16 protein-coding genes are annotated in these 22,937 nt (G+C 72.5%); 4 read left to right on the top strand and 12 right to left on the bottom strand.

Annotation, left to right across the window (positions count from 1 at the left end; translation table 11 throughout):
• Positions 1-22: 22 nt before the first annotated feature.
• The gene (locus ASC77_RS17890) at positions 23-1,396 is read right to left on the bottom strand and encodes an NtaA/DmoA family FMN-dependent monooxygenase (RefSeq protein ID WP_056156057.1); all 1,374 of its coding nucleotides are present in this window, start codon (positions 1,394-1,396) and stop codon (positions 23-25) included.
• Between the two features lie 130 nt (positions 1,397-1,526).
• On the opposite strand from ASC77_RS17890, the gene ASC77_RS17885 reads away from it, so the two are divergent.
• On the top strand, positions 1,527-2,396 hold the full coding sequence (locus ASC77_RS17885) for a LysR substrate-binding domain-containing protein (RefSeq protein WP_056156055.1): 870 nt from the start codon (positions 1,527-1,529) through the stop codon (positions 2,394-2,396).
• A 22-nt stretch (positions 2,397-2,418) separates the two neighbouring features.
• Here ASC77_RS17885 and ASC77_RS17880 read toward each other — a convergent pair whose 3' ends face one another.
• Together ASC77_RS17880 and ASC77_RS27525 are read right to left on the bottom strand one after the other, a co-directional pair.
• Entirely contained in the window at positions 2,419-4,335 is a 1,917-nt protein-coding gene (locus tag ASC77_RS17880; RefSeq protein ID WP_056156051.1) for a phospholipase C, read from the bottom strand.
• 38 nt (positions 4,336-4,373) lie between these two features.
• Positions 4,374-10,778, bottom strand: a complete 6,405-nt coding sequence (locus ASC77_RS27525; protein WP_056156049.1) for a putative Ig domain-containing protein — start codon at positions 10,776-10,778, stop codon at positions 4,374-4,376.
• 113 nt (positions 10,779-10,891) lie between these two features.
• On the opposite strand from ASC77_RS27525, the gene ASC77_RS17870 reads away from it, so the two are divergent.
• Together ASC77_RS17870 and ASC77_RS17865 are read left to right on the top strand one after the other, a co-directional pair.
• Positions 10,892-11,758, top strand: coding sequence for a phospholipase domain-containing protein (locus tag ASC77_RS17870; RefSeq protein WP_056156046.1), 867 nt, complete (start codon positions 10,892-10,894; stop codon positions 11,756-11,758).
• The gene (locus tag ASC77_RS17865) at positions 11,751-12,407 is read left to right on the top strand and encodes a M20/M25/M40 family metallo-hydrolase (RefSeq protein WP_056156043.1); all 657 of its coding nucleotides are present in this window, start codon (positions 11,751-11,753) and stop codon (positions 12,405-12,407) included. The genes ASC77_RS17870 and ASC77_RS17865 overlap by 8 nt, the downstream gene beginning before the upstream one ends.
• A 7-nt stretch (positions 12,408-12,414) precedes the next feature.
• Here ASC77_RS17865 and ASC77_RS17860 read toward each other — a convergent pair whose 3' ends face one another.
• The 9 genes from ASC77_RS17860 to ASC77_RS17820 form a co-directional block, all read right to left on the bottom strand.
• On the bottom strand, positions 12,415-13,194 hold the full coding sequence (locus tag ASC77_RS17860) for a glucosamine-6-phosphate deaminase (RefSeq protein ID WP_056156041.1): 780 nt from the start codon (positions 13,192-13,194) through the stop codon (positions 12,415-12,417).
• On the bottom strand, positions 13,194-14,141 hold the full coding sequence (locus ASC77_RS17855) for an N-acetylglucosamine-6-phosphate deacetylase (protein WP_056156038.1): 948 nt from the start codon (positions 14,139-14,141) through the stop codon (positions 13,194-13,196). Before ASC77_RS17855 ends, ASC77_RS17860 begins: the two co-directional genes overlap by 1 nt.
• Positions 14,138-15,052 (bottom strand): ROK family protein, encoded by a 915-nt coding sequence (locus ASC77_RS17850; RefSeq protein WP_235547775.1) that lies wholly within the window; start codon positions 15,050-15,052, stop codon positions 14,138-14,140. Before ASC77_RS17850 ends, ASC77_RS17855 begins: the two co-directional genes overlap by 4 nt.
• Positions 15,049-16,437 (bottom strand): glycoside hydrolase family 3 protein, encoded by a 1,389-nt coding sequence (locus ASC77_RS17845; protein WP_056156035.1) that lies wholly within the window; start codon positions 16,435-16,437, stop codon positions 15,049-15,051. The genes ASC77_RS17850 and ASC77_RS17845 overlap by 4 nt, the downstream gene beginning before the upstream one ends.
• A complete protein-coding gene (locus ASC77_RS17840) occupies positions 16,434-17,273 on the bottom strand; it encodes a carbohydrate ABC transporter permease (RefSeq protein WP_056156033.1) in 840 nt (279 codons plus the stop codon). The genes ASC77_RS17845 and ASC77_RS17840 overlap by 4 nt, the downstream gene beginning before the upstream one ends.
• Position 17,274: 1 nt before the next feature.
• Entirely contained in the window at positions 17,275-18,195 is a 921-nt protein-coding gene (locus tag ASC77_RS17835) for a carbohydrate ABC transporter permease (protein ID WP_056156593.1), read from the bottom strand.
• A 108-nt stretch (positions 18,196-18,303) separates the two neighbouring features.
• Positions 18,304-19,608, bottom strand: coding sequence for an extracellular solute-binding protein (locus ASC77_RS17830; protein ID WP_200945019.1), 1,305 nt, complete (start codon positions 19,606-19,608; stop codon positions 18,304-18,306).
• Between the two features lie 81 nt (positions 19,609-19,689).
• Positions 19,690-20,820: an ROK family protein gene (locus ASC77_RS17825; RefSeq protein ID WP_082574879.1), complete on the bottom strand. Its 1,131-nt coding sequence runs from the start codon at positions 20,818-20,820 to the stop codon at positions 19,690-19,692.
• Positions 20,821-21,047: 227 nt separating this feature from the next.
• Positions 21,048-22,004 (bottom strand): cation diffusion facilitator family transporter, encoded by a 957-nt coding sequence (locus tag ASC77_RS17820; RefSeq protein ID WP_056156027.1) that lies wholly within the window; start codon positions 22,002-22,004, stop codon positions 21,048-21,050.
• 37 nt (positions 22,005-22,041) lie between these two features.
• Here ASC77_RS17820 and ASC77_RS17815 point away from each other — a divergent pair, with 37 nt between their 5' ends.
• Positions 22,042-22,935: an SGNH/GDSL hydrolase family protein gene (locus tag ASC77_RS17815; protein ID WP_056156025.1), complete on the top strand. Its 894-nt coding sequence runs from the start codon at positions 22,042-22,044 to the stop codon at positions 22,933-22,935.
• Positions 22,936-22,937 lie beyond the last annotated feature (2 nt).

Genomic DNA, 22,937 nt, shown 5'->3' with positions numbered 1-22,937 from the left:
GTGCTGGCCGGGCGCCCGGAGCTCAGGCCGGGACGCCGGCGCCCTGGTCGTCAGCCAGGTGACGGGCGGCGGTGTGCCGGTTGACGGGCACGGGCAGCCCGAGATGCCCGCGCAGGGTGGTCGCGTCGTAGTCGGCGCGGAAGACACCGCGCTCCTGGAGGATCGGGACGACCTCCTCGACGACGCGGCGGAAGTTCGAGGGGTGGTCGACACCGATGTTGAAGCCGTCGCAGGCACGGGCCTCCCACCACTCGACGAGCTTGTCGGCGACGGTGGCCGCCGACCCGACGAACTCGCTCTTGCGGAAGTAGCGCGTCGCCTCGACGGTCTGGCGCAGCGTCCAGCCGTTCTCCGCGGCGCGCTCGGTGATCGCCTTCGCCTGCGTGTAGAAGGAACGGCGGCCGAGCTCGAGGGTCTCGACCGGGAACGGCGCGTCCAGGTCGTACTGCGTGAAGTCGTGCCAGCCGAAGGGGCGGCCGAACTCCGCGAGGGCCGCGCCGAAGGTGTGGTCGCGGTCGTTGTTGAACGCCTCGATCTCGCGGGCCTCCTCGTCGGTGTCGCCGACGACGACCTTGATGCCCGGCATGATCACCAGGTGCTCGGGATCGCGGCCGAACCGGTCGCGGGCCCGGCCCTTGAGGTCCTGGTAGAACGCCTGGCCCGCGGGGATGTCCGGCGCGTGGGTGAAGATGCCCTCTCCGACGCTGGCGCCGAGGTCGCGGCCCTGGTCGGAGTCACCGGCCTGGAAGACCACGGGGTGTCCCTGCGCGGAGCGGACCAGGTTGAGGGGACCGCGGACCTTGAAGTACTGCCCCTCGTGGTCGAGCACGTGCTGCTTGCTGCGGTCGAGGAAGACACCGCTCTCGCGGTCGCGGACGAAGGCGTCGTCCTCGTAGGAGTCCCAGAGCGCCCGGGCGAGCTCGACGTACTCCTGCGCCCGCCCGTAGCGGGTGTCGTAGTCGTAGTGGTCGTCGAGCCCGTAGTTGCCCGCGGTGCCGGCGTCACCGGTCGTCACGACGTTCCAGCCCGCACGGCCGCGGCTGATCAGGTCGAGCGAGCCGAGCCGGCGGACCAGGTTGAAGGGGCTGTTGAAGCTGGTGGTCGCCGTGCCGACCAGGCCGATCCGCTCCGTCTGAACGGCCAGCGCGCTGAGCAGCGTCAGGGGCTCGAGCCGGTTGAGGTAGTGGGGCGGCGAGTACGGCGTGATGAACTGGCTGTCGACGATGAAGACCAGGTCGAACTTGCCCTGCTCGGCCAGCTGCGCGATGCCCGTGAACCAGTCGACGTCGACCGAGGCGTCGCCGGGGATCTCCGGGTCCAACCACAGCGTGTGGCTGCCCGGGCCGCCGGTGCCGTAGGGCACGGCACCGAGGTGGATCTGTCGCTTCGTGACCATCTGCCCCGCCCTCCTCCGAGTTTTCCTCTTATGTCGACCAATTTAGATGACTTTAGGCCGGGACTCCAACGACACTTCGTGATGCGGACCGATCACCCCCCGTGATGGCGCGTCCGCTAACCTGACAAATATGAGCGGCACACTCGACATTGCACCTCTGCGGAGCCTCGTCGCCATCGCCGACTGCGGCGGCTTCCAGCGCGCCGCCTCCTCGCTGCACCTGAGCCAGGGGGCGGTCAGCCAGCACGTGCGCCGCCTCGAGTCCGCGACCGGGCGCGCGCTGGTGGTGCGCCACGGTCGCGGCTCGCGCTTCACCACCGACGGCGAGCAGCTCCTCGTGCAGGCCCGGCGGATCCTCGCCCTCCACGACGACACGCTGCGTGGCTTCGGCGTGCAGGTGGAGGAGACGATCACGATCGGCTCCACCGAGCACGCCGCGGCCCAGCTGCTCCCCGCGCTCGCCGCCGGCCTCGCGGAGGCGGCCCCCGACCACCGGGTCAGGTTCCGCCTCGACCGCGGCGCCCGGCTCCGCGAGAGCGTCGCCACCGGAGCCGTCGACCTCGCGCTGCTCCTGCAGGCCGAAGGCCCGCGGGCGGAGCTGGTCGGCGAGCTCGACCTGTCCTGGTACGCCGCACCCACCTGGACGCGTCCCGACGGGTCGACGCCGGTGCCCGTGGTCGCCTTCGACAACCCGTGCTCGCTGCGCACCCGGGCGCTCGAGACCCTGTCGGGCCACGACATCCCGGCGGTCATCGGCGCCGAGGCCACCCAGCTCGCCGGGGTGCAGGCCGCCGTCGCCGCGGGGCTGGGCGTCGCGCTGATGGCCACGCTCGGGCACGCCCCGCAGGGCCTGGTGCCGGTCAGCGACCTGCCCACGCCGGAGCCGCTGCAGCTCTACGTCTGCTCGCGGCCGGGCCTGCAGGGACCGATCGGTCAGGCCGTCGCCGGCGTCCTCCGACCGCTCCTGCGCCCCCGGCCGACGCTGGCCGTCGGCGCCTGACCGGGCCGCGGTCCGACCACCCTCAGTGGGTGACCTTGAACGCCACGTTGCGGGTGTGGTGGTGACCGGCCGCGTCGACGTACATGACGGTGTAGCGGTGCTGGCGCCCGGCCTTCAGGTGCCGCGTGCTGATCCGCAGCGCGGCCGTGCCGTCCGCAGCGGCGACGACCCGCCCGACCACGGCACCGTGCGCGTGGCGCACGACGACCCGGCTCGCCGGCTTGGCACCCACGACCCTCAGCGCGGCCTTGCGCCCTGAGCGGACCGTCTCGGTCACGGTGACCGAGCTCTTCGCCGGTGCGACCGCCACCATCGCGGCCGGCGTCGCCGATGCCGCGGTCGAGGAGGTGGTCGTCGCTGCCGGCTGCTCCTCGGGGAGCTGGTGCGGCACCGTCTGCGCGGCCGTCGGACGGGCGGGCATCGGGAGCGCGGAGGCCGTCAGCTGGGCGGAGTAGTTCGCCTGGCGCGCCGCCGGGTCGAACTCCGCGTCGTCGGGCGCTGCCTGCGGCACCGCCTGGAACGCGCCGGCGAGGTCGTCGAAGGTCGAGCGACGCCACGGCGTGATCGCGTCGAAGGTGACCGGCCCCGTGCCGGCGAGCCCGCCGGCCGCCGTGATCGCCTCGATCAGCTGCAGCGGCGAGGTGTGGTCGGCGACCTGGGAGTAGACGTGCCCGCCCACGGTCCACGGCGAGATGATCAGGCACGGCACGCGGAACCCGGCCCCGGCGGGCAGCCCGCCGCCCGGCGTACCGCGCGGCGAGGGCATGTGGACGTACTCCTCGGGGTGCAGCTCGGGGTCCGGCACCGGCGGCGGCACGTGGTCGAAGAACCCGTCGTTCTCGTCGTAGTTGATGATGAAGACGGTCGAGCTCCACAGGTCCGGGTTGGCGGCCAGCGCCTCGAGCTTCGACGCGAGGAAGTAGGCACCGGCGGCCGGCGTGTTCGGCGGGTGCTCGTCCGAGGCGTACGGGCCGTCGGGGAAGAGCCACGTCACGTCGGCGAGCGTCCCGTTGGCGCAGTCCTCCTCGAACGCGAGGTAGCCGACCTGGGCCTTCGTCGGAGCGAGCGGGTTGCCGGCGCCGCCGGGCGTCCCGTTGCCGAAGAGGGTGCCGTTGCCGGTCGCCCAGTTGTAGAGCTCGGTGTCCACCTGGCCGGTGGTCTTGAAGCTCTTCCACCACTTGAAGTAGTTGTACGACCCCGAGCTCGAGTAGGTCTTGATGCTGTAGCCGGCGTCGTACAGCACCTCGGCCGCGGACTTCCAGGTCAGCGTGTTGGGCGCCACCGTCTCGAGGATCGGCCCGCCCTGCTCGCCCTGCGGGTCGTTGGTGCCGGACATCCAGATCGCGCGGTTGGGGTAGGTCGGCCCCATCACCGAGCAGTGGTAATTGTCGAGCAGCGTGAAGCGCTCCGCGAGCGCCCAGTGGAACGGGATGTCCTGCTGCTCCATGTAGCCCATGGTGAAGCTGCCCTTCGCCGCGCCGTCCGAGGCGACGTGCGTGCTCAGCCAGCCGTCCATCGCGCCCTTGTTCCACGACGCGTGCTGGTCGCGCCAGTCGTGGGAGAGCGACGGGACGGCCGCGGCGCCGGTGTTCTTCGTGTCCATGTGGAACGGGAGCAGGTAGCCGTCGGGGTTCGACGGGTCGGGCTGCTGGAAGACCGAGTTGCCGTTGGCCAGGGTCATCGCGTCCGGATCGTCGAAGCCACGGACGCCGGGGAAGGTCCCGAAGTAGTGGTCGAACGAGCGGTTCTCCTGCATCACGTAGACGACGTGCTTGACCTTCGAGAGGTCGAACTCCTCCGGCTCCGCCGCCGCGGCCGCCTCGAGCCGGCTCGGGAGCAGCCCGGACATGCCGGCCGCACCCGCGACGGCGGCCGCGCCCATCACCACCGTGCGTCGCTTGGCGTGGGTGTCGAGCGGGCTGGTGCTGTTGTCAGTCATGGGTTCCTTCTCTTCTGCGCGCTCGGGTGCGGAGGCTGTCACGTGGTCTTGACGGCGGGCGTCGGCCGGGAGGTGGCGGTGGCCGTGGCGTAGCCGGGGTAGAGGCCGGTGACCCGGACCGTGATCCGCTGGTGGGCGAGCTTCCGCGGAATCTTGTACGCCGCCTTCGTGGCGCCCGCGATGCGCTTGCCGCCGGCGAACCACTGGTACCTCAGGTGGGAGGCGGTCAGCTTGACCGTCCCGGCGCGCCAGGTGCCCGGGGAGGCCGTCAGCCTGCGGCCGACCTTGGCCGGGCCGTGGATCGCCGGCTTCCCGCGGGTCAGGGCGCCCGCCGCCACGACGTGCGACGCGGAGAGCGCGGACGCCGTCGTGTACGTCGGGTAGGCGCCGGTCACCTGGACGGCGACGCGGGTCCGGTAGTCGGCCGTCGTCACCGTGTAGGTCGCCGACGTGGCGCCGGGGATCGGGACGCCGTTGCGCAGCCACTGGTAGTCGAACGACGTCACCGGGGTGGTGCCCGCCTTCCAGGCCCCGGCCACGGCCCGCACCTTCGAGCCGACGACGAACCCGCCGGAGACGGTCGGCACGACCGTCGTCAGCGTCTTCTCCTGCGGGTCGACCGGCACCGGGATCAGGACGGCCGCCGACGTCGTACTGGTCGACGAGAAGCCGTCCTTGACCGGCGTGACCGCGACCGACACCAGGTGACCGGCGTCGGCGGTCGTCGCCGTGTAGGTCGCCTGCGTCGAGCCGCTGATCGGCACGCCGTCGCGCAGCCACTGGTAGGTGAAGGAGTCCGGGGTCGGCGACCACGCGCCGGCGTCGGCGGTGAGGGTCGAGCCCACGGCGAGGGTCCCCGAGACGGTCGGCGCACTCGCCGAGACGACCGGCCCGTTCAGGAGGACGGCGCAGGCGTTCGCCGCCGTGCCGGAGCCCGTGATCGCGACCTGCTCGGGCGGCTCGACCGGGCCGGAGGCGTCGCCGGTGAACGCCGCGTGCACCACCTGGGCGACCGCGTTGTTCTTGGTGTCGGCGATGTAGACGATGTTGGTCGTGCGGTCGACCGCCACGGCGTACGGCGTGTTCAGGTGCGTGCCCCACGGGAAGGAGCCGCCGCCCACCGGGCTGAGGTTCTCCGTCCCGGCCTTCGCCGAGGTGTTGACCAGGGTCGAGATGGTGCCGCCGGGGCTGACCTGGCGGATCGCGTGGTTGAAGGTGTCGGCGATGAAGAGGTTGCCCTCGCCGTCGAGGGCGACGTCCTGCGGGGTGTTGAGCTGCGCCGAGGTCGCCGGTCCCCCGTCGCCGGAGTAGGCGCCGAGGCAGCCGTTCGTCGACTGGTTCTTGGCGTAGTCGCCCGCCACGGTGGTGATCTGACCCGTCGAGCCGTCGACGCGGCGCACGACGTTGTTGGAGGCGTCGGCGATGTAGACGTTCTCCTCGCTGTCCACGGCGACGCCCGCGGGCTGGGAGAGCCGCGCGCTCGGGCCGGCCGTGCCGTCCCCGGTGTAGCCGGCCCGTCCGGTGCCGGCGACCACGGAGATCGCACCGGCCGCGGAGACCTCGAGGACCCGGTTGTCGTAGGTGTCCGCGATGAACACGTTGCCCGCACTGTCGACGGCGACGTCGTTCGGGTGCCAGAGGTTCACGCTGAGGGGCGTGCTGGCCGCGGTGACCGTGGCGCCCGCTCCGCCCGCCACGCCGGTGCCGGCGAAGCGGTGGATGACGCCGTCGGCCGTCACCTTGCGGATCACGTTGTCCCCGCTGTCGGCCACGTAGATGTTGCCGTCGGCGTCGACGGCGGTGCCGCCCGGCTGGTAGAGCTGCGCGTCCTTGGCCGGTCCCTCGTCGCCGAGGTCGCCGTACCCGGTGAGCGAGCCCGCCACGGTGCTGGTCTCTCCGTCGGTGATGGACGCCAGCACGTTGTCGCCGGTGTTGGAGACGTAGACGGTGCCGTCGGCGGCCGAGATGCCGGCCGGGCGGTAGAGACCCCCGGCCGGGGGCAGCGGCAGGCCCGTGGTCTCGTCGATCACCGGCTCACCGCCGGTGCTGGAGTCGTAGGGCACCGCCGTGAGCAGCGGCCCGGTGGTGTCCACGATGCCCGCGCCGTCGGTGTAGGCGTAGCCACGCGGCGCGAGCAGCGTCACCCAGTCGGTGGCGCCGAGGGTGAAGCCGGTGTCGCTCGACGGGAGCACCAGGTCGGCACCGGCAGCGAGCGTCGTGCCGGGCGGCAGGACGTGGTCGGCGCCGGCCCGGTCCTCGAGCACGTAGCCGGACAGGTCGACCGCGGAGCTCGTCGTGTTGGTCAGCGTCAGCGACGTGCTGCTCGTCGCCGTGATCTTGACGCCCCGGGTGAAGCCGAGCTGCTCGAGGTCGACGGTGGCGGGGCTGCTCAGCGCCTTCTTCAGCGGGTGTCCGACGGAGTCGCCCCCGGCGTACAGCGAGTTGTACCAGACCGCCGCGTCCGCGCTGGAGCGGTCCGCCGGCGTCCGGTAGTGCTCGGCGTAGTTGCCGTTGGTCGCGGTGCAGACGGCCGCACCGTTGAAGGTGTTGGCCGCGCACGGGGTGTCGACGTACGCCCGCGAGACCAGCGTGCTGCCCTTGTTGACCGAGATGTAGAAGCTGTGGTCACCGCCCGAGTTGGCCATCGAGGCGAACCCGTAGACGAGCACCACGGGCGTCGTGGTGGGGATCCCGTAGTTCGCGCGGAACTGCGCCGACGTCTTGGCGCCGACGTCGAGCGTGGCGCCGTACTGGTTCTCGACCCACCAGAAGACCTGGGTCCCGTGCGCCGGGATGACCGGGTTGATCGTGGGCGAGTGCTGGGAGGTGTCCGACGGGTCGTGGAGCGTCATCACCGCGCCGCTCTTGGTGACGGTGAGGCCGTAGGCCGAGAAGTCGATCGGGTGGTCGGTGGTGTTCGTGATCTCGCTGTACTCGTAGTAGTCGGTCGAGTTGTTGTCGTAGTTGACCTCGGTCACGAGCAGGTCGTTGGGGCTGATCTCCGGCGGGCCGCTGTTGGGGGCGCCCCTGGTCGCGTAGGCCGCGACGCCGAACTCGCCGGTGCCGTCGGGGTGGCGCGCCCACGAGGTCGTCGGCCGCGAGGACCAGGAGGTCTCGTCGAGGAGCGTGCCGTCGGCCTCGGTCAGGTAGAGCGTGTCGTCGGCTGCGAGGTCGAGCCCGGCGGCGTCGAGGTCGGCACCGTCGACGACGACGAAGCCGTGGGCGGCGACGTCCTGCGTGGGCACGACGTACGTGTCGCCCGCGCGGTCCTCGAGGGCGAGGGCCGCACCGTCGAGGGCGTCGCCGGTGTTGTAGATCTCGACCCAGTCCTTGGCGGGGGTGCCCGTCGTCCTGACCTCGTTGAGGGCCAGCCCCGCGAGCGGGTCGCCCGAGGACGGGCCGCCCACCGGCGGGAGCACGACGATCGTGAAGTCCCGCGAGACGGAGCCCTGCTCGGCGCCGGTCCCGCTGTCGGTGGCGGTGACGTGCACGTCGTAGCGACCGAGTGCGGCGGTCGGCGTGCCGCTGATGACGCCGGTGGCCGGGTCGATCGCGACGCCGGCCGGCAGGCCGGTGGCGGCGTACGTGTAGCCGGGGAAGCCGCCGTGAGCCGTCGCGTGCACGCCGGTGAGAGCAGCGCCCTGGTGCACCGAGAGGTCGGAGATCGGGTCCAGGCGCAGGACCTTGCTCACGGTCAGCGTGAACGACGTCGTGGCCGTGTCGCTGGGGACGTCGTCGGAGACGGTGACCGTGACCGGGTAGTCGCCGAGCTCGTCGCTGGCCGTCGGCGTGCCGCTGATGATGCCCGTGCTCGGGTCGATCGAGATGCCGCCCGGCAGGCCGGTGGCGGCGTACGTCAGGTCGCCCCAGATCGCCGTCGCCTCGACCTGGATCGGGTCCATCGGCCCGTTGAGGGAGATCTCGGTGGCACCGATCGGCGTGATCGCGACGCGGTCGCTCGCCTGGGCGTGGAGGACGACGGTGCCCGGGTCCTGGACGGTGGTGAAGTCGGTGCTGTTGGCGTCGGAGTCGATCGCGTAGCCGGACGCGTAGCGGCGGGTGATGACACAGGCGTTGTTGGTGCCCGAGCTCAGGCCGGTGACGGTCTCGGCCCCGGTGCTCTCGGCCCCGGTCGGCTGGGTGGCGCCGTTGGCGGTCCACCCGACGCCGTCGACCACCCCGGCGGCACGCGCAGAGACGGACGACATGTCGCCACCCGGCGCCACGCCGTTGCTCGAGGCGTTCAGCAGCCAGAGCTGGCCGCCGGTGTTGCAGCCGCCGAAGCCGTTGTTGCTCTGCCCGGACGGGTCGTTGGCTGCCTTGGTCGCGGCGCTGTTGGTGTCGTTGGACCCGTAGCGGAAGTCCAGGTCCGGCGTGATGCCGGCCGGCGGCACGCCCTTGCTGTGGGCGTCGACGTTGGCGTCGGCGTTGTGCCCGTTCCAGACCAGGAAGTAGTGGTGCGGCTGCACGGTGCCGTAGAGCTTCATCGACGAGCACGTGTTGGACGAGTTGGAGCGGTAGCACTGGTAGTAGTTCGGCGTGACCACCCCGTTGCCGTCGATCGTGCCGAGGACGACGGGCTCGTCGGTCGGGTTGTAGAGCTCCACCCAGTCGCTGTTGAACGCCGTGCCGTCCGCGCCGTACACCGCAGCGACGACGAGGTGGTCGGTGGCGTACGCCGCGGGCACGCTGTTGGTGGCCCCGCGGGTGTCGTGCTTGGCGACGGCGAAGTCACCCGTGCCGTCGGGGAAGCGCGCCCAGGACGTCGACGGCAACGAGGTCAGCGTGGTCTCGTCCAGGAGCGTGTCGTCGGCCGAGGTGAGGTCGAGCGTGGTGCCGGTGGTCAGGTCGAGGCCCGCAGCGTCGAGGTCGGACCCGTCGACGACGACGAAGCCGTGGGCGGCCACGTCCTGGGTCGGCACGTGGTAGGTCGCGCCGTCCACGTCGACGATGCTCACCGCGGCGCCCGTGACGGCGGCGCCGGTGTTGACGATCTCGACCCAGTCGTCGCCCGGCGTGCCCGTCGCCCTGACCTCGTTGATCCGCAGGGCCGTGAGCGCATCGCCCCCGCCGGGCGACGAGGCCTTCGGTCGCTCGACGATCGTGAAGTCGACGGACGCCGACTGGGCGGCCCCGCCGACGCCGCTGTCCGTCGCGGTGGCGTGCACGGCGTAGCGGCCGACCGGGGCGGTCGGGGTGCCGCTGACGACACCGGTGGCGGGGTCGATCGCGACGCCGGACGGCAGCCCGGTCGCGGCGTACTGGTAGTCCGGCGTGCCGCCGTGAGCACTGATCTGGATCGGCTCGAGGGCGGTGCCCTTGCGGACCGTGACGTCGGCCTGCGCGTCTACGCGCAGCGTGCTGCTCACGGTGAGCGTGAAGGAGGTCGTCGCGGTCTCGGCACCGGTCGGCGAGCTGTCGGTCACGGTGACGGTGACCGGGTAGCCCTGGAGGGCGTCGGTCTCCGCCGGCGTACCGCCGATGACACCGGTGGCCGGGTCGATGGCGACACCGTCGGGCAGGCCGTCGGCCGCGTAGCTCAGCGCGCCGGTGCCCTTGCGACCCTTGACCTGGATCGGAGCCATCGCCTCGCCGCGGCTGACCTCCGTGTCCGGCACCGCGTCGACGGCGACGTGGTCGCTGATCTGCGAGTGGATGGCGAAGGTGGCAGGCGCGGCGATCGAGAAGTCGGTGCGGTTGGTGTCGGTGTCGACCGGGACGCCGTCGGTGAAGGTGCGCGCGATGACGCACGCGTTGGTCGTCCCCGCGTTGACACCGGCGATCGGGGTGGCGCCGTTCGACTCCGCCGCGTTGGGCTGGGTGGTGCCCGCGTTCATCCAGCCGACGCCGTCGACGACGCCGGCTGCCTTCGCCGTCGGGGAGGAGAGGTCGCCGGTGAAGGTCGCAGCAGCGCTGGCGTTGCTGGCGTTCGGGTCGAGCAGGAGCACCTGTCCGCCGGTGTTGCACCCGCCCATGTTGCTGCCCTGCTGCTGTCCGTTCGCCGCGGTCTTGACGGCCACGTCCAGGTCCGGGGTGAACCCGGCGGGATAGGTGCCGTCGTCGGCCGGCGTGTGCGCATTCGCGTACCAGACGAAGAAGTAGTGGTGCGCCTTCACGGTGCCCGTCAGCTTCACGGTGGTGCTGCACTTCTGGGGCGAGGTGCTGACGCCTCGGTAGCACAGGCTGTAGCCGCTGGACGTGACCGCTCCGCCACTGACGGTGCCCAGGGCGATGTCGGCGTCGGTGGGGTTGTAGAGCTCGATCCAGTCGTTGGTCCACTGGGCCGTGTCGGAGTTGGCGCCCCACACGGCGGCGATCACGAGGTGGTCCGGCGGCGTCACCGCCGCCTCCGCGGGACCTGCGACGAGGGCGGCCATCGTCGCGGTCAGGGCGGTGGTCACGACGGCGGCGACCACGGCGCGCCAGCTCTTCAGGAGTGTCACGAGGCGTGAGCATCACGCCGATGCCGCAACAGACCGTGCCCGTCCGGTGAACGCCAGGGTGTCGCCAGATGATCGTTAGGCTCCCTATGCAATCCGTGCCAAAGTGACGCACTGTGGCCGCCCTGAAGGACCTCGAGCACCTGCTACTCGTCATCGCCGAGGACGTGCCGTACGCCTCCGTCACCGACCTGCCCGAGCACGTCACGACCTGCCGCGGCTACCACCTCACGCCGGACGGCGAGGAGCGCGCGGAGCGGGTCTGGCCGAGCTTCGCCGCCGCCCTGCGGGACGCGGACGTCACCGTGCACCTGCGGGCCTCGCTGCCCGACACCCTGGGCGACGTCACCGTGGTCGAGGCGAGCCGCGAGACCGTGCAGGCGGTGCTCGCCGGGCTCGACGGCCTGCCGCCGGCGACCCTCGTGGCCGTCGCCCTCGGTGGCGGCGACGCGGCTCCCGTCGTGGAGCGGTGGGGTGCCGCACTCGGCGCGCCGGGGACGCTGCTGCTGCACACACCGTGGACCGACCGGGCCTGGGTGAGCGACGAGGTGTGCGACCACACGTCGCTCATCCAGCTGACCGAGCGCTGGACCGCCAGCCGCGGCCGCGAGGCCCGGATCTGGCTCACCGAGTGGCGCCGCCGGGTGTGCGGTGACCTCGTCGGCGCTCTCGACCTCGGCGAGACGGTCGACGCGTCCGGTCCCGGTGCGGTCCCGGCGCGACCGCTCCCCTACGCGCCGTCGGCGGAGATCGAGGTGGCCGACGGGGCGGTGTCGCTCCTGCTCGCCAACGCCGGCGCGACGCGCGGGATCCACCTCTGGCTCGACGGCGTCAGCGGGCCTGCCGCCGTCACCGTGCCGGAGTCCTCGACGACGCGTCCGCGCGTCGTGACCGTCCCGGTCGCCGTCCGGGACGGTCGGTACGACGTCACCGTGACCGGCCCCGGGTTCACCCGTCACTTCACCGGAGGCTCAGATGAGTGACTTCACCATGCCCCTGCTGCTCGACCTGGACGTCGTCTCGCTCACGATGTCGCTGGTCAACATCGGCTCGGGGACCGGCGACGAGGCGGCCCTCGCCGACTCGGTCGAGAGCGCCCTGGCGCCGCTCGCCCACCTCACGGTGGAGCGGGTCGGCGACAGTGTCGTCGCCCGCACGCTCGTGCGCGAGGGGGCTGGCGAGCGAGTGCTGGTCGCGGGGCACCTCGACACCGTCGCCGGCGATCCCGACTCCTTCGCCTACGTCGAGATGGGGAAGCTCTTCGGCCCCGGCGCGTGCGATGCGAAGGGCGGCCTCGCGGTGCTGCTGCGCGCCGCGCTGACGGCGTACGACCGCGACGTCACCTTCGTCCTGTACGCCGGCGGCGAGTCCGACGGGCTCTCCGCCCTCGCCGACGCCCGGCCGGACGTCCTCGACGTCGGTCGGGCGGTCGTGCTCGAGCCGACGTCGGGTGAGTTCACGACGGCGACGCCGCTGAGCTGCTCCGGGGCCGACCTCCTGGCCGCGCGCGGCATCGCGGTCGAGGTCTTCGGCCCGGGTGATCCCGCCCTGGCTCACGCCGCCGGCGAGTTCGTCCCCACGGCCGAGCTCACCGAGTGCGAGTTCGTGCTGCGGACCTGGCTGCAGGCGTGACCGAGCGCTACAACCCTTGCCAGGCGGGCTTTCCGGCGTACACCTCGCGGTAGTAGTCGAGCCGATCGAGGCCGGCGGCCGCGGCCTCGTCGACGAAGACCGTCGCGTGGGCGTGCAGCTGGAGCACCGACGCCGGGCACGACGCGGAGAGCGGCCCCTCGACCGCCGCGGCGACCGCCGCCGCCTTGCCCGCGCCGGTCGCGACCAGCAGCAGGTGCCGGGCGCGCAGGATGGTGCCGAGGCCCTGGGTCAGGACGTGGCGGGGCACCTCGTCGACCGAGCCGAAGAAGCGGGCGTTGTCGCGCCGGGTCTGCGCGGTCAGGGTCTTCATCCGGGTCCCGGACGCCAGCGACGAGCCGGGCTCGTTGAACGCCAGGTGGCCGTCGGCGCCGATCCCCAGCACCTGCAGGTCGATCCCGTCGGCGCTGCGGATGGCGCTCTCGTAGCGGTCGCCCGCGTGCTCGGGGTCCATCGCGTCGGGGCTCGCGACCCGCCCCCGCGCGATGCCGAGACCGTCGGTCAGCTCGCGGAAGATCGTCTCCCGGTAGGTCTCCGGGTGACCGACCGGCAGCCCGACGTACTCGTCGAGCGTGAAGCAGCGCACCGCGTCGTACGACGGGCCCGAGCCGTCGCGGTGGCGGCGGACCAGCTCCTGGTAGGTCGGGAGCGGGCTCGACCCGGTGGCGAGACCCAGCACGGCCTCGGGCACGCGGCGGACCAGCGCCTCGATCGCGTCGGCGGCGACGGCGCCGACCTCCTCGGCGGTGGCGAGCGGGACGACCTCCATCAGAGCAGCTCCAGGTCGTCGGTGAGCTCGATCCGCTCCTCGCGGGGCGGCAGGCCCAGCAGGGTGAGCGGCGTGGTGGTGGCCGTCGTGAGCGCGTCCTCGACCGAGCAGCCGGTCTGGGCGACCAGGGTGCGCAGGCAGTCGAGGAGGGACGCGGCCGAGCCGGCGAGGGTGCCGTCGTGCAGGCGCACGGTGCCGTCCGACACGACGACGTCCTGGTCGCCGAGCCGGGCCGGTCCGTCGGGCAGGCCGAGGCCGGCGGTGGTGTCGGAGACCGACAGGAAGCGGTCCGGCCCGAGGGCCCGCCAGGCCATCCGGACGAAGAGCGGGTCGAGGTGGTGGCCGTCGACGATCACCCCGGCGACCAGATGTTCTCCACCCAGAGAACCACCCAGGGCGGTGCCGACGGGGCCGGGGTCGCGCGGCAGCACCGGCGCCATCGCGTTGCCGAGGTGGGTGACGCAGCGCGCGCCGGCCTCGACGGCCGCGGCAACCTCGGCGGTGCCGGCCGCGGTGTGGCCGACCGAGACGACGACGCCCTCGGCGACCAGCCGCTCGATCACCTCGAGGGCTCCGGGCAGCTCGGGTGCGATCGTCGCCATCACGACGCCGCTCTCCCGCGACCAGCCGTCGACGAGGTCGAGCGACGGCGGACGCAGCCAGTGCTCCGGGTGCGCGCCCTTGCGGGACGGCGCGATCATCGGCCCCTCGAAGTGCAGGCCGAGCGGCTCGGCCCCGGTCCAGCCCGCGGGCGGTCCGGCCGCGAGCGTGTCCAGCGCCGTACGCCGGGCCGCCGGGTCGGAGGTGATCACGGTGGGCACGAACGCGACGACGCCGTACGCCGGCAGGACGGACGCGACCTCCCAGAGCCGGTGCGGTTCGGCGGTCAGGTCGATGCCGGCGGCGCCGTTGACCTGGAGGTCGACGAGGCCCGAGACCGTGCTCATCGACCGAGGAACGCGGCGCCGACGGCCGCGACCGGGTAGTCGGACGGGACGACCCGCAGCCGTCCGGCCAGGTCGAGCGACGCCAGGAACGGCGAGCTCGCCGCCTGCTCCAGCAGGGCCTGGGCGACCGCGAGCCGCAGCGGCTCGCCCAGCTGCGCGACGCCGCCGCCGAGCACGATGCTCTCCGGGTCGACGGCCAGGCTGAGCACCCGGATCGCGCTGGCGACCCCTGCGGAGAAGCGGTCGCGCGCGGCGATCGCGGTGGGGTCCCCGCTGCGGGCCGCGGCGAACAGCGCCTGCGCGGGCGGTACGTCGCCGGCCGGCCATGCCGCGGCGAGGGCCGAGCCGGAGGCGATCGTCTCGAGGCAGCCGCGCTGGCCGCACTGGCAGACGACGCCCTGCGGGTCGACGGGCACGTGGCCGATCTCCCCGGCGGCGCCGTGCGCGCCGCGCCGGAGCCGGCCGTCGAGGACGAGGCCGGCGGCCAGCCCGGTGCCGATGCTCAGGTAGACGAGGTCGCTGGCGTGGCCCCCCTCATGGCTCAGGGCGGCCGCACCGAGGGTGGCCGCGTTGACGTCGTTCTCGAGCGCGACGGGGACGCCGAGTCGCGCCGCGAGCAGGTCGCGCAGCGGCAGCCAGTCGCCGTCGACCCCCAGGTTGACGGCGTGCTTCACCGCTCCCCGCTCGACGTCGACGAGCCCGGGGATGCCGACCCCGAGGACCCCGTCGAGGGGCTGGCCGATGGCCACCCGGAGCGCGTCGTAGACCCGCGCGGCGGAGGCGACGATGCCGTCCGCGCCGGGCTTGGTCGGCTCCCGCACCTCGGCCAGGATCGCGCCGTCGACGTCGAGCACCAGCCCCAGGGTCTTGGTGGCCCCGATGTCGAGACCCACACTCAGCGCGGCGGTCACCGCTCCCACCCGGCCTTTCGCAGCAGTTCGGTCACAGCGGCCGCTCCGGGACGAGAGTAGCCGCGGGGGCAGATCCTCGGCACCGGCCCGTCGTACGGTCCGGGCCACCCCCACTCGACCACGACGGCCGCGCCGTCGAGGACGATCTCCGGCCGGCGGTGGGCGTCGCGGACCTGGAGCACGACCGGGCGGTCGCCCGTGACCGGCTCCCCCGGCGCGATCGTGCGGTCCGGTGGGATCCCCCACGGGACCTCGCCGATCGCGATGTTGGCGGCCGTGGAGACACTCACGATCTCGGCGCCCGTCAGGTCGGGCAGCTCGCCCTCGACGAGGGTGGCCGCGCGCGCGGCGCGCACTTGCGCTGGAACGGCAGCGTCCGGCGCCCCGCCCATGTCGTAGCGGCGCAGTTGCGCGGTCCGGGCGGCCGCGGATCGCAGCCGCTCCTCCGGGAGCCGCCCGTCGCGTACGGCGGCGACGATGGCCGCCTGGGTCGCGCGGACCGTCTCGACGGCGACGTCGGTGCCGATGCAGAGCAGGTCGGCACCGGCCGCGAGCGACAGGACCGCCGCCTCCGGGATGCCGCGCCCGGCGGACGCGCCGGCCATGTCGAGGGCGTCGCTGACGATCACGCCGTCGTACGCCAGCTCGTCGCGCAGCAGCCCGAGCACGGGCTCGCTGAGGGTGCCGGGCAGGTCGGGGTCGACGGCGGGCACCACGATGTGCGAGGTCATCACCGAGGCGATCCCCGCCTCGACGACCGCCGCGAACGGCACCAGCTCGCGGGTGCGCAGCACCGCGAGGTCGGCGTCGACGGTGGGCAGCTCGAGGTGGCTGTCCTGCGCGGTGTCCCCATGGCCCGGGAAGTGCTTGGCGCAGGCGGCGACGCCGGCCTCCTGGAGGCCGGTGACCCAGGCGGCGACGTGGCGCGCGACCAGGGCCGGCTCGGTGCCGAAGCTGCGGGTGCCGATGACCGGGTTGTCCGGGTTGCTGTTGACGTCCGCGACCGGGCCGAGGTCGAGGTTGATCCCGACCGCGGCGAGCTCCGCGCCGATCGAGCGGCCGACCGCGCGGGTCAGCTCGACGTCGTCGGCGGCGCCGAGCGCCGCCGGGCCGAGCACCGGGCTGCCGTCGAGGGCGTGCAGACGGGTGACGTCGCCACCCTCCTCGTCGACGGCGATGACGGCGTCCGGGTTGGCCGCGCGGATCGCCGCGCTCAGGCGCGCGACCGCCTCGGGGCCGTCGGCGGTGTTGGGCCCGAAGTAGCAGATGCCACCGAGTCCCTCGGCGAGCAGGCCGGCGTACTCGTCGGGCAGCGTCGTGCCGACGAACGCCGGCAGCAGGACCTGCAGGGCCAGCGTGTCGAGCTCGGTCGTGGGCGGGGTCATCCCTTCACCGCACCCGAGGTGAGGCCGCTGACCATCCGGCCCTGGACGACCAGGAAGAAGATGATGACCGGCACGGCGATCAGGGTGGAGCCGGCCATGATGCCGCCCCAGTCGGTGCCGCGGTTGACGTCGGTGAAGGTCGAGAGCCACAGCGGCAGGGTGCGGTGGTCCTCGCGCGTCATCACGATGAGCGCGAGGGAGAACTCGTTCCACGCCTGGATGAACCCGAAGACACCGGTCGCCACGAGGCCGGGCGCCAGCAGCGGGAAGGTGATCCGGAAGAAGGCCTGGGTGCGCGAGCAGCCGTCCATCATCGCGGCCTCCTCGAGCTCGTAGGGCACACCGGTGACGAAGCCGCGCAGGGTCCAGATCGTGAAGGGCAGCACCAGGGAGACGTAGACCAGGCTGAGACCGACGACCGTGTTGAGCAGGTTCATCGTCTCCAGCATCTTGTACTGGGAGATGAAGAGTCCTTCGACCGGGATCATCTGGATGATCAGCAGGGTCACGATGAAGGACATCCGGCCACGGAACCGGAACCGCGACAGCGCCACGGACGCGATGAACGCGAAGGCCAGCGCGACGACGATCGTCAGCAGGGTCACCATCAGGCTGATCTTCATCGCGTTGAGGAACTGGTCGCCCTCGAACACGGTCCGGAAGTTGTCGAGGTCGCCGCCGAACGGCACCCAGGTGGGGACCGGGTTGCGGATCTCGTTGCGGTCGAGGAACGAGCTGTTCACCATCCAGTAGACGGGGAACGCGGCGATCACGAACGCGATCACGCCGACGACGTTGGCCGTGACGCGCAGGGGGCGGCTGGCGGGGCGAGGCATCTCAGTCCTCCCTCTCCTGCTTGAGCATGGACCGGACGTACGGCGCGGTCAGGAGGACCGTCAGCGCGAGCATGAAGATGGCGACGGCCGCGGCCATGCCGAACTTCCCGCCGCCGATCCCGAGCCGGTAGATGTAGGTGCCGAGCAGGTTGGTGTCGCGGGTGGACCCACCAGCCTGCTGGAGGATGTAGATCTGGGTGAAGACGCGCAGGTCCCAGATGACCTGGAGCAGCGCGACCACGAGCAGGACCGGACGCACCGCGGGGAACACGATGTGGCGCAGCCGGCCGACCGCCCCGGCGCCGTCGATCTCCGCCGACTCCATCAGCTCCTCGGGCACCTGGGTGAGCGCGGCGTACACGGTGAACGCGACGAACGGCACGCTCATCCACACGACGATCACGGTCGCGACGAAGAAGAAGGAGAGCGGCTGCAGCAGCCAGGGATGGCCCTCGAAGTCGAAGCCCAGCTTGGTGAGCGCGTAGTTGATGACGCCGTAGTTGGTGTCGAAGAGCCACTGCCAGACGGTGAGGGACGCGACGACGGGCATCGCCCAGGCGAGCAGGAGGCCGGTCTGCAGCAGCAGCCGGACGCCCTTCGCCATGTGCCGCATCAGGAGGGCGAGGCCGACGCCGATCACCATCGTGGCCACGGCGTTGACCAGGCAGAAGACCAGCGAGCGGAGCGTGACCCGCCACAGGTAGGGGTCGGTGACGAGGTCGCGGTAGTTGTCGACCCCGACCCACTCGGGTGGCTTCCCGAACTGCTGGGCGAGGCCGTAGTCCTGGAAGGACAGGATGACCTGGCGCACGAGCGGGTAGCCGAGGGCCACGACGAGCGCGACCGCGGCCGGGACCAGCAGCAGGTAGGGCAGTGGCGTACGCCGCGCGCGGGGCGGCTTGCCGACGATCTGGTCAGTCATCACGTCCTCCTTCCGACCGGTCCGGTCGAACATTGTGGGCATGCCACGGCCGGGGCGGCGGTTCACACCGCCCCGGCCGGGTGCTGCTGGGTGCTGCCGGTGGCTGGGTCAGCCGTTGATCTGCTCGTTCATCTGCTCGTCGGCCTTGGCCGCCAGCTCGGCGGGGTCGCCGCCCTGGGCCAGGCCGCTGAACAGGTCCTCGAGGACCCGGGAGCCCTCGACGTTGGCCCAGCCCGGCGCGGCCGGGGTGAGCTTGGCGTTGGACGCGGCGGCGATCGTGGCGGCAGCGAACTCGTCGTCACCGAGGAGCGGGGCGAGCGAGTTCAGCGCGGGGGTGAGGCCGGCCTTCGCCATGATCGTCTGGTAGTCCTTGCTGAGCATCAGGGCGACGGCCTTCTGGGCCAGCTCCTGGTTGGCGGACTTGGCCGCGATCGCGATGTCCGAGCCGCCGAGGAGGACCGGGGCGGGCTGGCCGTCGGTGCCGGGCAGGGCGAAGACGCCGATCTGCTTGCCGTACGTGTCGGGGCACCCGGTCTTCGGGTCCAGGATCAGGCCCTTGATCCAGCCGGGGGCCGAGACCATGCCGATCTCACCGGCGCAGAACGGCGTCCACGAGTCGGCCTCGTTGCCGTCCTTGGCCGCGCCCGACGCCTCGGTGAAGAGCTTCTGCGCGGTCTCGAGACCGGCGATCGACTCGGGGCTCTCGAGGGCGCCCGACCACTGGTCGCCATCGGCCGTCGCCAGGTCGCCGCCGGCGTCCCAGATGAAGGCGGCGCCGTTGCGCCAGTCCTGACCGGGGAACCAGAAGCCGGAGAAGTTGGCCGGCTTGGGGTTCGCCTGCTTCAGCTTGACGGCGTCGTCGATGAACTCGTCCATCGTGGTCGGCACGGCGGTGATGCCGGCGGCCTTGAAGAGGTCCTTGCGGTAGAAGACGTACTTCGACCCGGCGTAGTACGGCACGGCGTACGTCGCGCCGTCGACGGTGGCGCCGTCGACGAAGCCCTGGAGCAGGTCGTCGCCACCGAGGCTGTCGAGCTGGTCGGTCATGTCGGAGAACGCGCCGGCCGAGGTGAAGGTCGGGGCCTGGGTGTTGCCGATCTCGACGACGTCCGGGGTCTCGGACTCGCTGGAGAGCGAGGTCGTCAGCTTCTCGACGAGGCCGTCCCACTCCTGCTGCTCGATGGTCAGCGTGGAGCCGGGGTTCTCGTCCTCGAAGGTCTTCTTCAGCCAGTCCCGCGCCTCCTGCGGGGTGTCCGTGCCGTTGAGCCAGACGCGGATGTCCGCGGTCTTGGGTCCGTCGCTCGACGCGTCGCCGTCGCTGCTGTCGCTGCCGCACGCGGCCAGGGACGCCACGGCCATCGTGGCGATGGCCGCGACCGCCGCAGCGTTCCTGAGGGGCTTCTTGATGCGCACCGCTGTTTCCTCTCGTCGAGCTTCTCTGCTGATGTGGTGGTGGGTGGTGGTGGTTCCGAGATGGGTTCCGAGTTGGGGTCGTCAGGACACGCCGAGCTGTCCGGCCAGGACGAGGACGGCTGCACCGACGAGGACCACGTCCTCGCCGAGCGTCGAGGTGCGGACCACGAGGCCCGCCGAGCTGACCGGCATGGTCCGCACGCGGATGCTGCGGTCGGTCGCCTCCAGGAGCGGGCCGTCGAGCAGCTCCTGCGGGCCGCTCAGCACCAGCTCGTGCAGGTTGAGGGTCCCGACGACCGGCGCCAGCGCGGCCCCGAGCTGCTCCCCGACCCCGCCGAGGACCTCGGTCGGGTCCGCGCCCTCGGCGAGGCGCCGCCGCAGGTGCGGGACCGCGAGGATCGTCTCGAGGCAGCCGGTGCGCGAGCAGGCGCAGCGCTCGCCGTCCGGGTCGACGACCACGTGGCCGATCTCGCCGGCGGCGCCGAGGTGGCCGTGCAGCAGGGAGCCGCCGAGCACCAGGCCGGCACCGACACCGGTCCCGACCCGGAGCACCATCAGGCCACCGTCGCCGGAGGCGCCGAACGTGTGCTCGCCGAGCACGGCGGTGTTGGCGTCGTTCGCGACGAAGACCGGGACCCCGAGAGCCTCGGCGAGGCTGGCGGCGAGCGGGGTGTCGGTCCAGGAGAGGTTGGGTGCGTCGATCACGGTGCCGTCGGCGTCGACCACGCCGGGGCTGCCGACGCCGACACCGAGCACGGGCCGCGCGGTCATGCCGATCAGCTCGGTCGCGAGCCGGTGGACCAGCGCGACGGCGTCCGCACCGACAGCGCCGTCGAGCGGCAGCTCGTGGCGGGCCTGCACCTCGCCGGCCAGGTTGATGACGGCCCCGGTCATCCGGTCGGTCGCCGAGAGGTCGATGCCGATGATGTGCGTCGAGTCCGCGGCCAGGCCGACCAGCGTCGGCGGCTTGCCGACGCGGCTCTCGGCGGGTGCCCCGAGCTCCTCGACCAGGCCGTCCGCGACCAGCTCGCCGACCAGGTCGGAGACGGTCACGCGGGTCAGGCCGCTGGTCCGGGCCAGGTCCGCGCGGCTCGCCGGCCCCTCCCGGAAGAGCTGCTGGAGCAGCAGCGACCGGTGGTGGCGACGGGCGTCCTCCTGGAGGAGCTTGCCGCGGGGCCGGAGCTGCCGGCCCACCGGAGAGGTCGTGGTCACGTTTGTTAGTTCAGCGCACTTACTTATTCGACGTCAAGCGTTTCGCCGAAATTCGCTCGGAAGTCGGTGCCGGGGCGGTCCTCATGAGGTGGTGGTGCACGGCTGCGCCGCTCGGCTGTAACGCGGGGTTAGGGGCACTGGTGACCCCGTTCGAACGGGGTGCCTAGTGGGTCTAACCCCGCGTTACAGCGGTCGTGCCCCCGGGCGGCTGCCCGGGCGGGCCTGGGTCAGGGCGTCAGCGACGGGCGATCGGGCAGCGCCAGGGTGAGCACGGCGTCCTCGACGAGGGGGTGCTGCTCGATGTCGGTCTCCACCTGCCGCAGGCGGATGGCGAGGTGGTCCTCGGTGTCGTCGCCGACCAGGTCGACCGCGGCGACGACGAACAGCCGCGCCGGCCCGACGTACTCCAGGTGCAGGTAGGTGAGGCGCTCGATCTGCGGGTGGTCGAGCAGTCCGGCGATCACCCGGGACCGGGTCTCGGCGGTGGGCGGCTCGCCGAGGAGGTAGTCCATGTTGCGACGGATGAGGAAGATCGCGACGAGCGCGAGCAGGACGCCGATGGCGATCGACGCGATCGCGTCGAAGATCCCGTTGCCGGTCAGCTGGTGGAGCCCGATCCCGGCGCCGGCGATCAGGATGCCGAGGAGCGCGGAGAAGTCCTCGAAGAAGACGGCGCGCAGGGTCGGGTTCGAGGTCTGCGCGACGTAGCGCAGCGGGTGCATCGCGAGGCGCTGCGACGCCCCGTGGACCTGGCGGCTGGCCTGGAGGAAGGACGTGCCCTCGAGCAGGAAGGCGATGCCGAGGACGACGTAGTTGACGAGGTAGCTGGTCTCCTCGGACTCGCTCGTCAGCTGGGTGACGCCGTGCCAGATCGAGACCACCGCGCCCGCGGTGAAGAGCCCGAAGGCGGCGATCATCGACCAGGCGTACGTCGCGCGGCCGTAGCCCCGCGGGTGCTCCTCGTCGCGCGGCCGGCTGCCGCTGCGCTCGGCGACGAGCAGGAAGACCTCGTTGCCCGAGTCCGCCCACGAGTGGGCAGCCTCCGCGACCATCGCGGCCGAGCCGGTGAGGACGGCGGCCGCGGTCTTGGCGATGGCGAGGAGCGTGTTCGCCGCGAGGGCGATGACGACCGTGAGCAGGGACTCGCCTCCGGTCGGCGCCGCCGGGACGTCGGTGGAGGCCATGTCGTCCAGTATCCGCCCCGCCCGTACGGTCGAGGTCATGCGCCGCGCCCTCCCCGCCCTGCTGCTCGCTGTCGCCGCGCTCGCCGGCTGCAGCGAGGCGGAACCGACGCCCGCGCCCGCACCGGCCGAGACCACCGGCAGCCCGACCGCGGCGCCGACGGCGTACGACCAGTACGTCGCGCTGGGCGACTCCTACACGGCGGCGCCGCTCGTCCCGCCGACCGACACGAGCACCATCTGCCTGCGCTCGGGCGTCAACTACCCCGCCCTGGTGGCCACCGCCATGGCGGGCACGAAGCTCACCGACGTCAGCTGCAGCGGCGCCACGACCGGCGACATCGCAGCGGCGCAGCAGGGCCGGACCGGCACGGTGCCGCCGCAGCTCGACGCGGTGCGCCGCAGCACCGACCTCGTCACGATCGGGCTCGGCGGCAACGACGAGGGGCTCTTCGGCACCGTGCTCGCCCAGTGCACGCAGCTCGGCGCCGGCAACCCGGTCGGCAGCCCGTGCACCCAGCGCTTCGCGGACGGTCTCGACGCGACGCTGGCGCGGATCCACGACAACCTCGTCGGCGTGGTCGACGAGGTGCGCACCCGCGCCCCCCACGCCCGGGTGCTGCTCGTCGGCTACCCGCAGATCGTCCCGGAGACCGGGTCCTGCGACGACCTCCCGCTCGCCGACGGGGACTACGCCTTCGCCCGTCAGGTCAACGAGGGCCTGACACGGACGGTCGAGGCCGCCGCGGGCGACGCCCGCGCCGAGTACGTCGACATCTGGACGGCGAGCGCCGGGCACGACATCTGCGCGGACGACCCGTGGATCAACGGCCGGGTCACGTCGGCGTCGAGGGCGCTCGCCTACCACCCGCTCGCCGTGGAGCAGCAGGCCGTCGCCGGGTTGGTCGTCGACCTCCTGCAGAGCAAGGGCTGACG

Source organism: Nocardioides sp. Root1257 (assembly GCF_001425175.1).
In the GTDB taxonomy this organism is placed as follows: domain Bacteria; phylum Actinomycetota; class Actinomycetes; order Propionibacteriales; family Nocardioidaceae; genus Nocardioides.
Note: the sequence above shows the minus strand (reverse complement) of the source record. Positions and strands in the feature narration are given on the sequence as shown.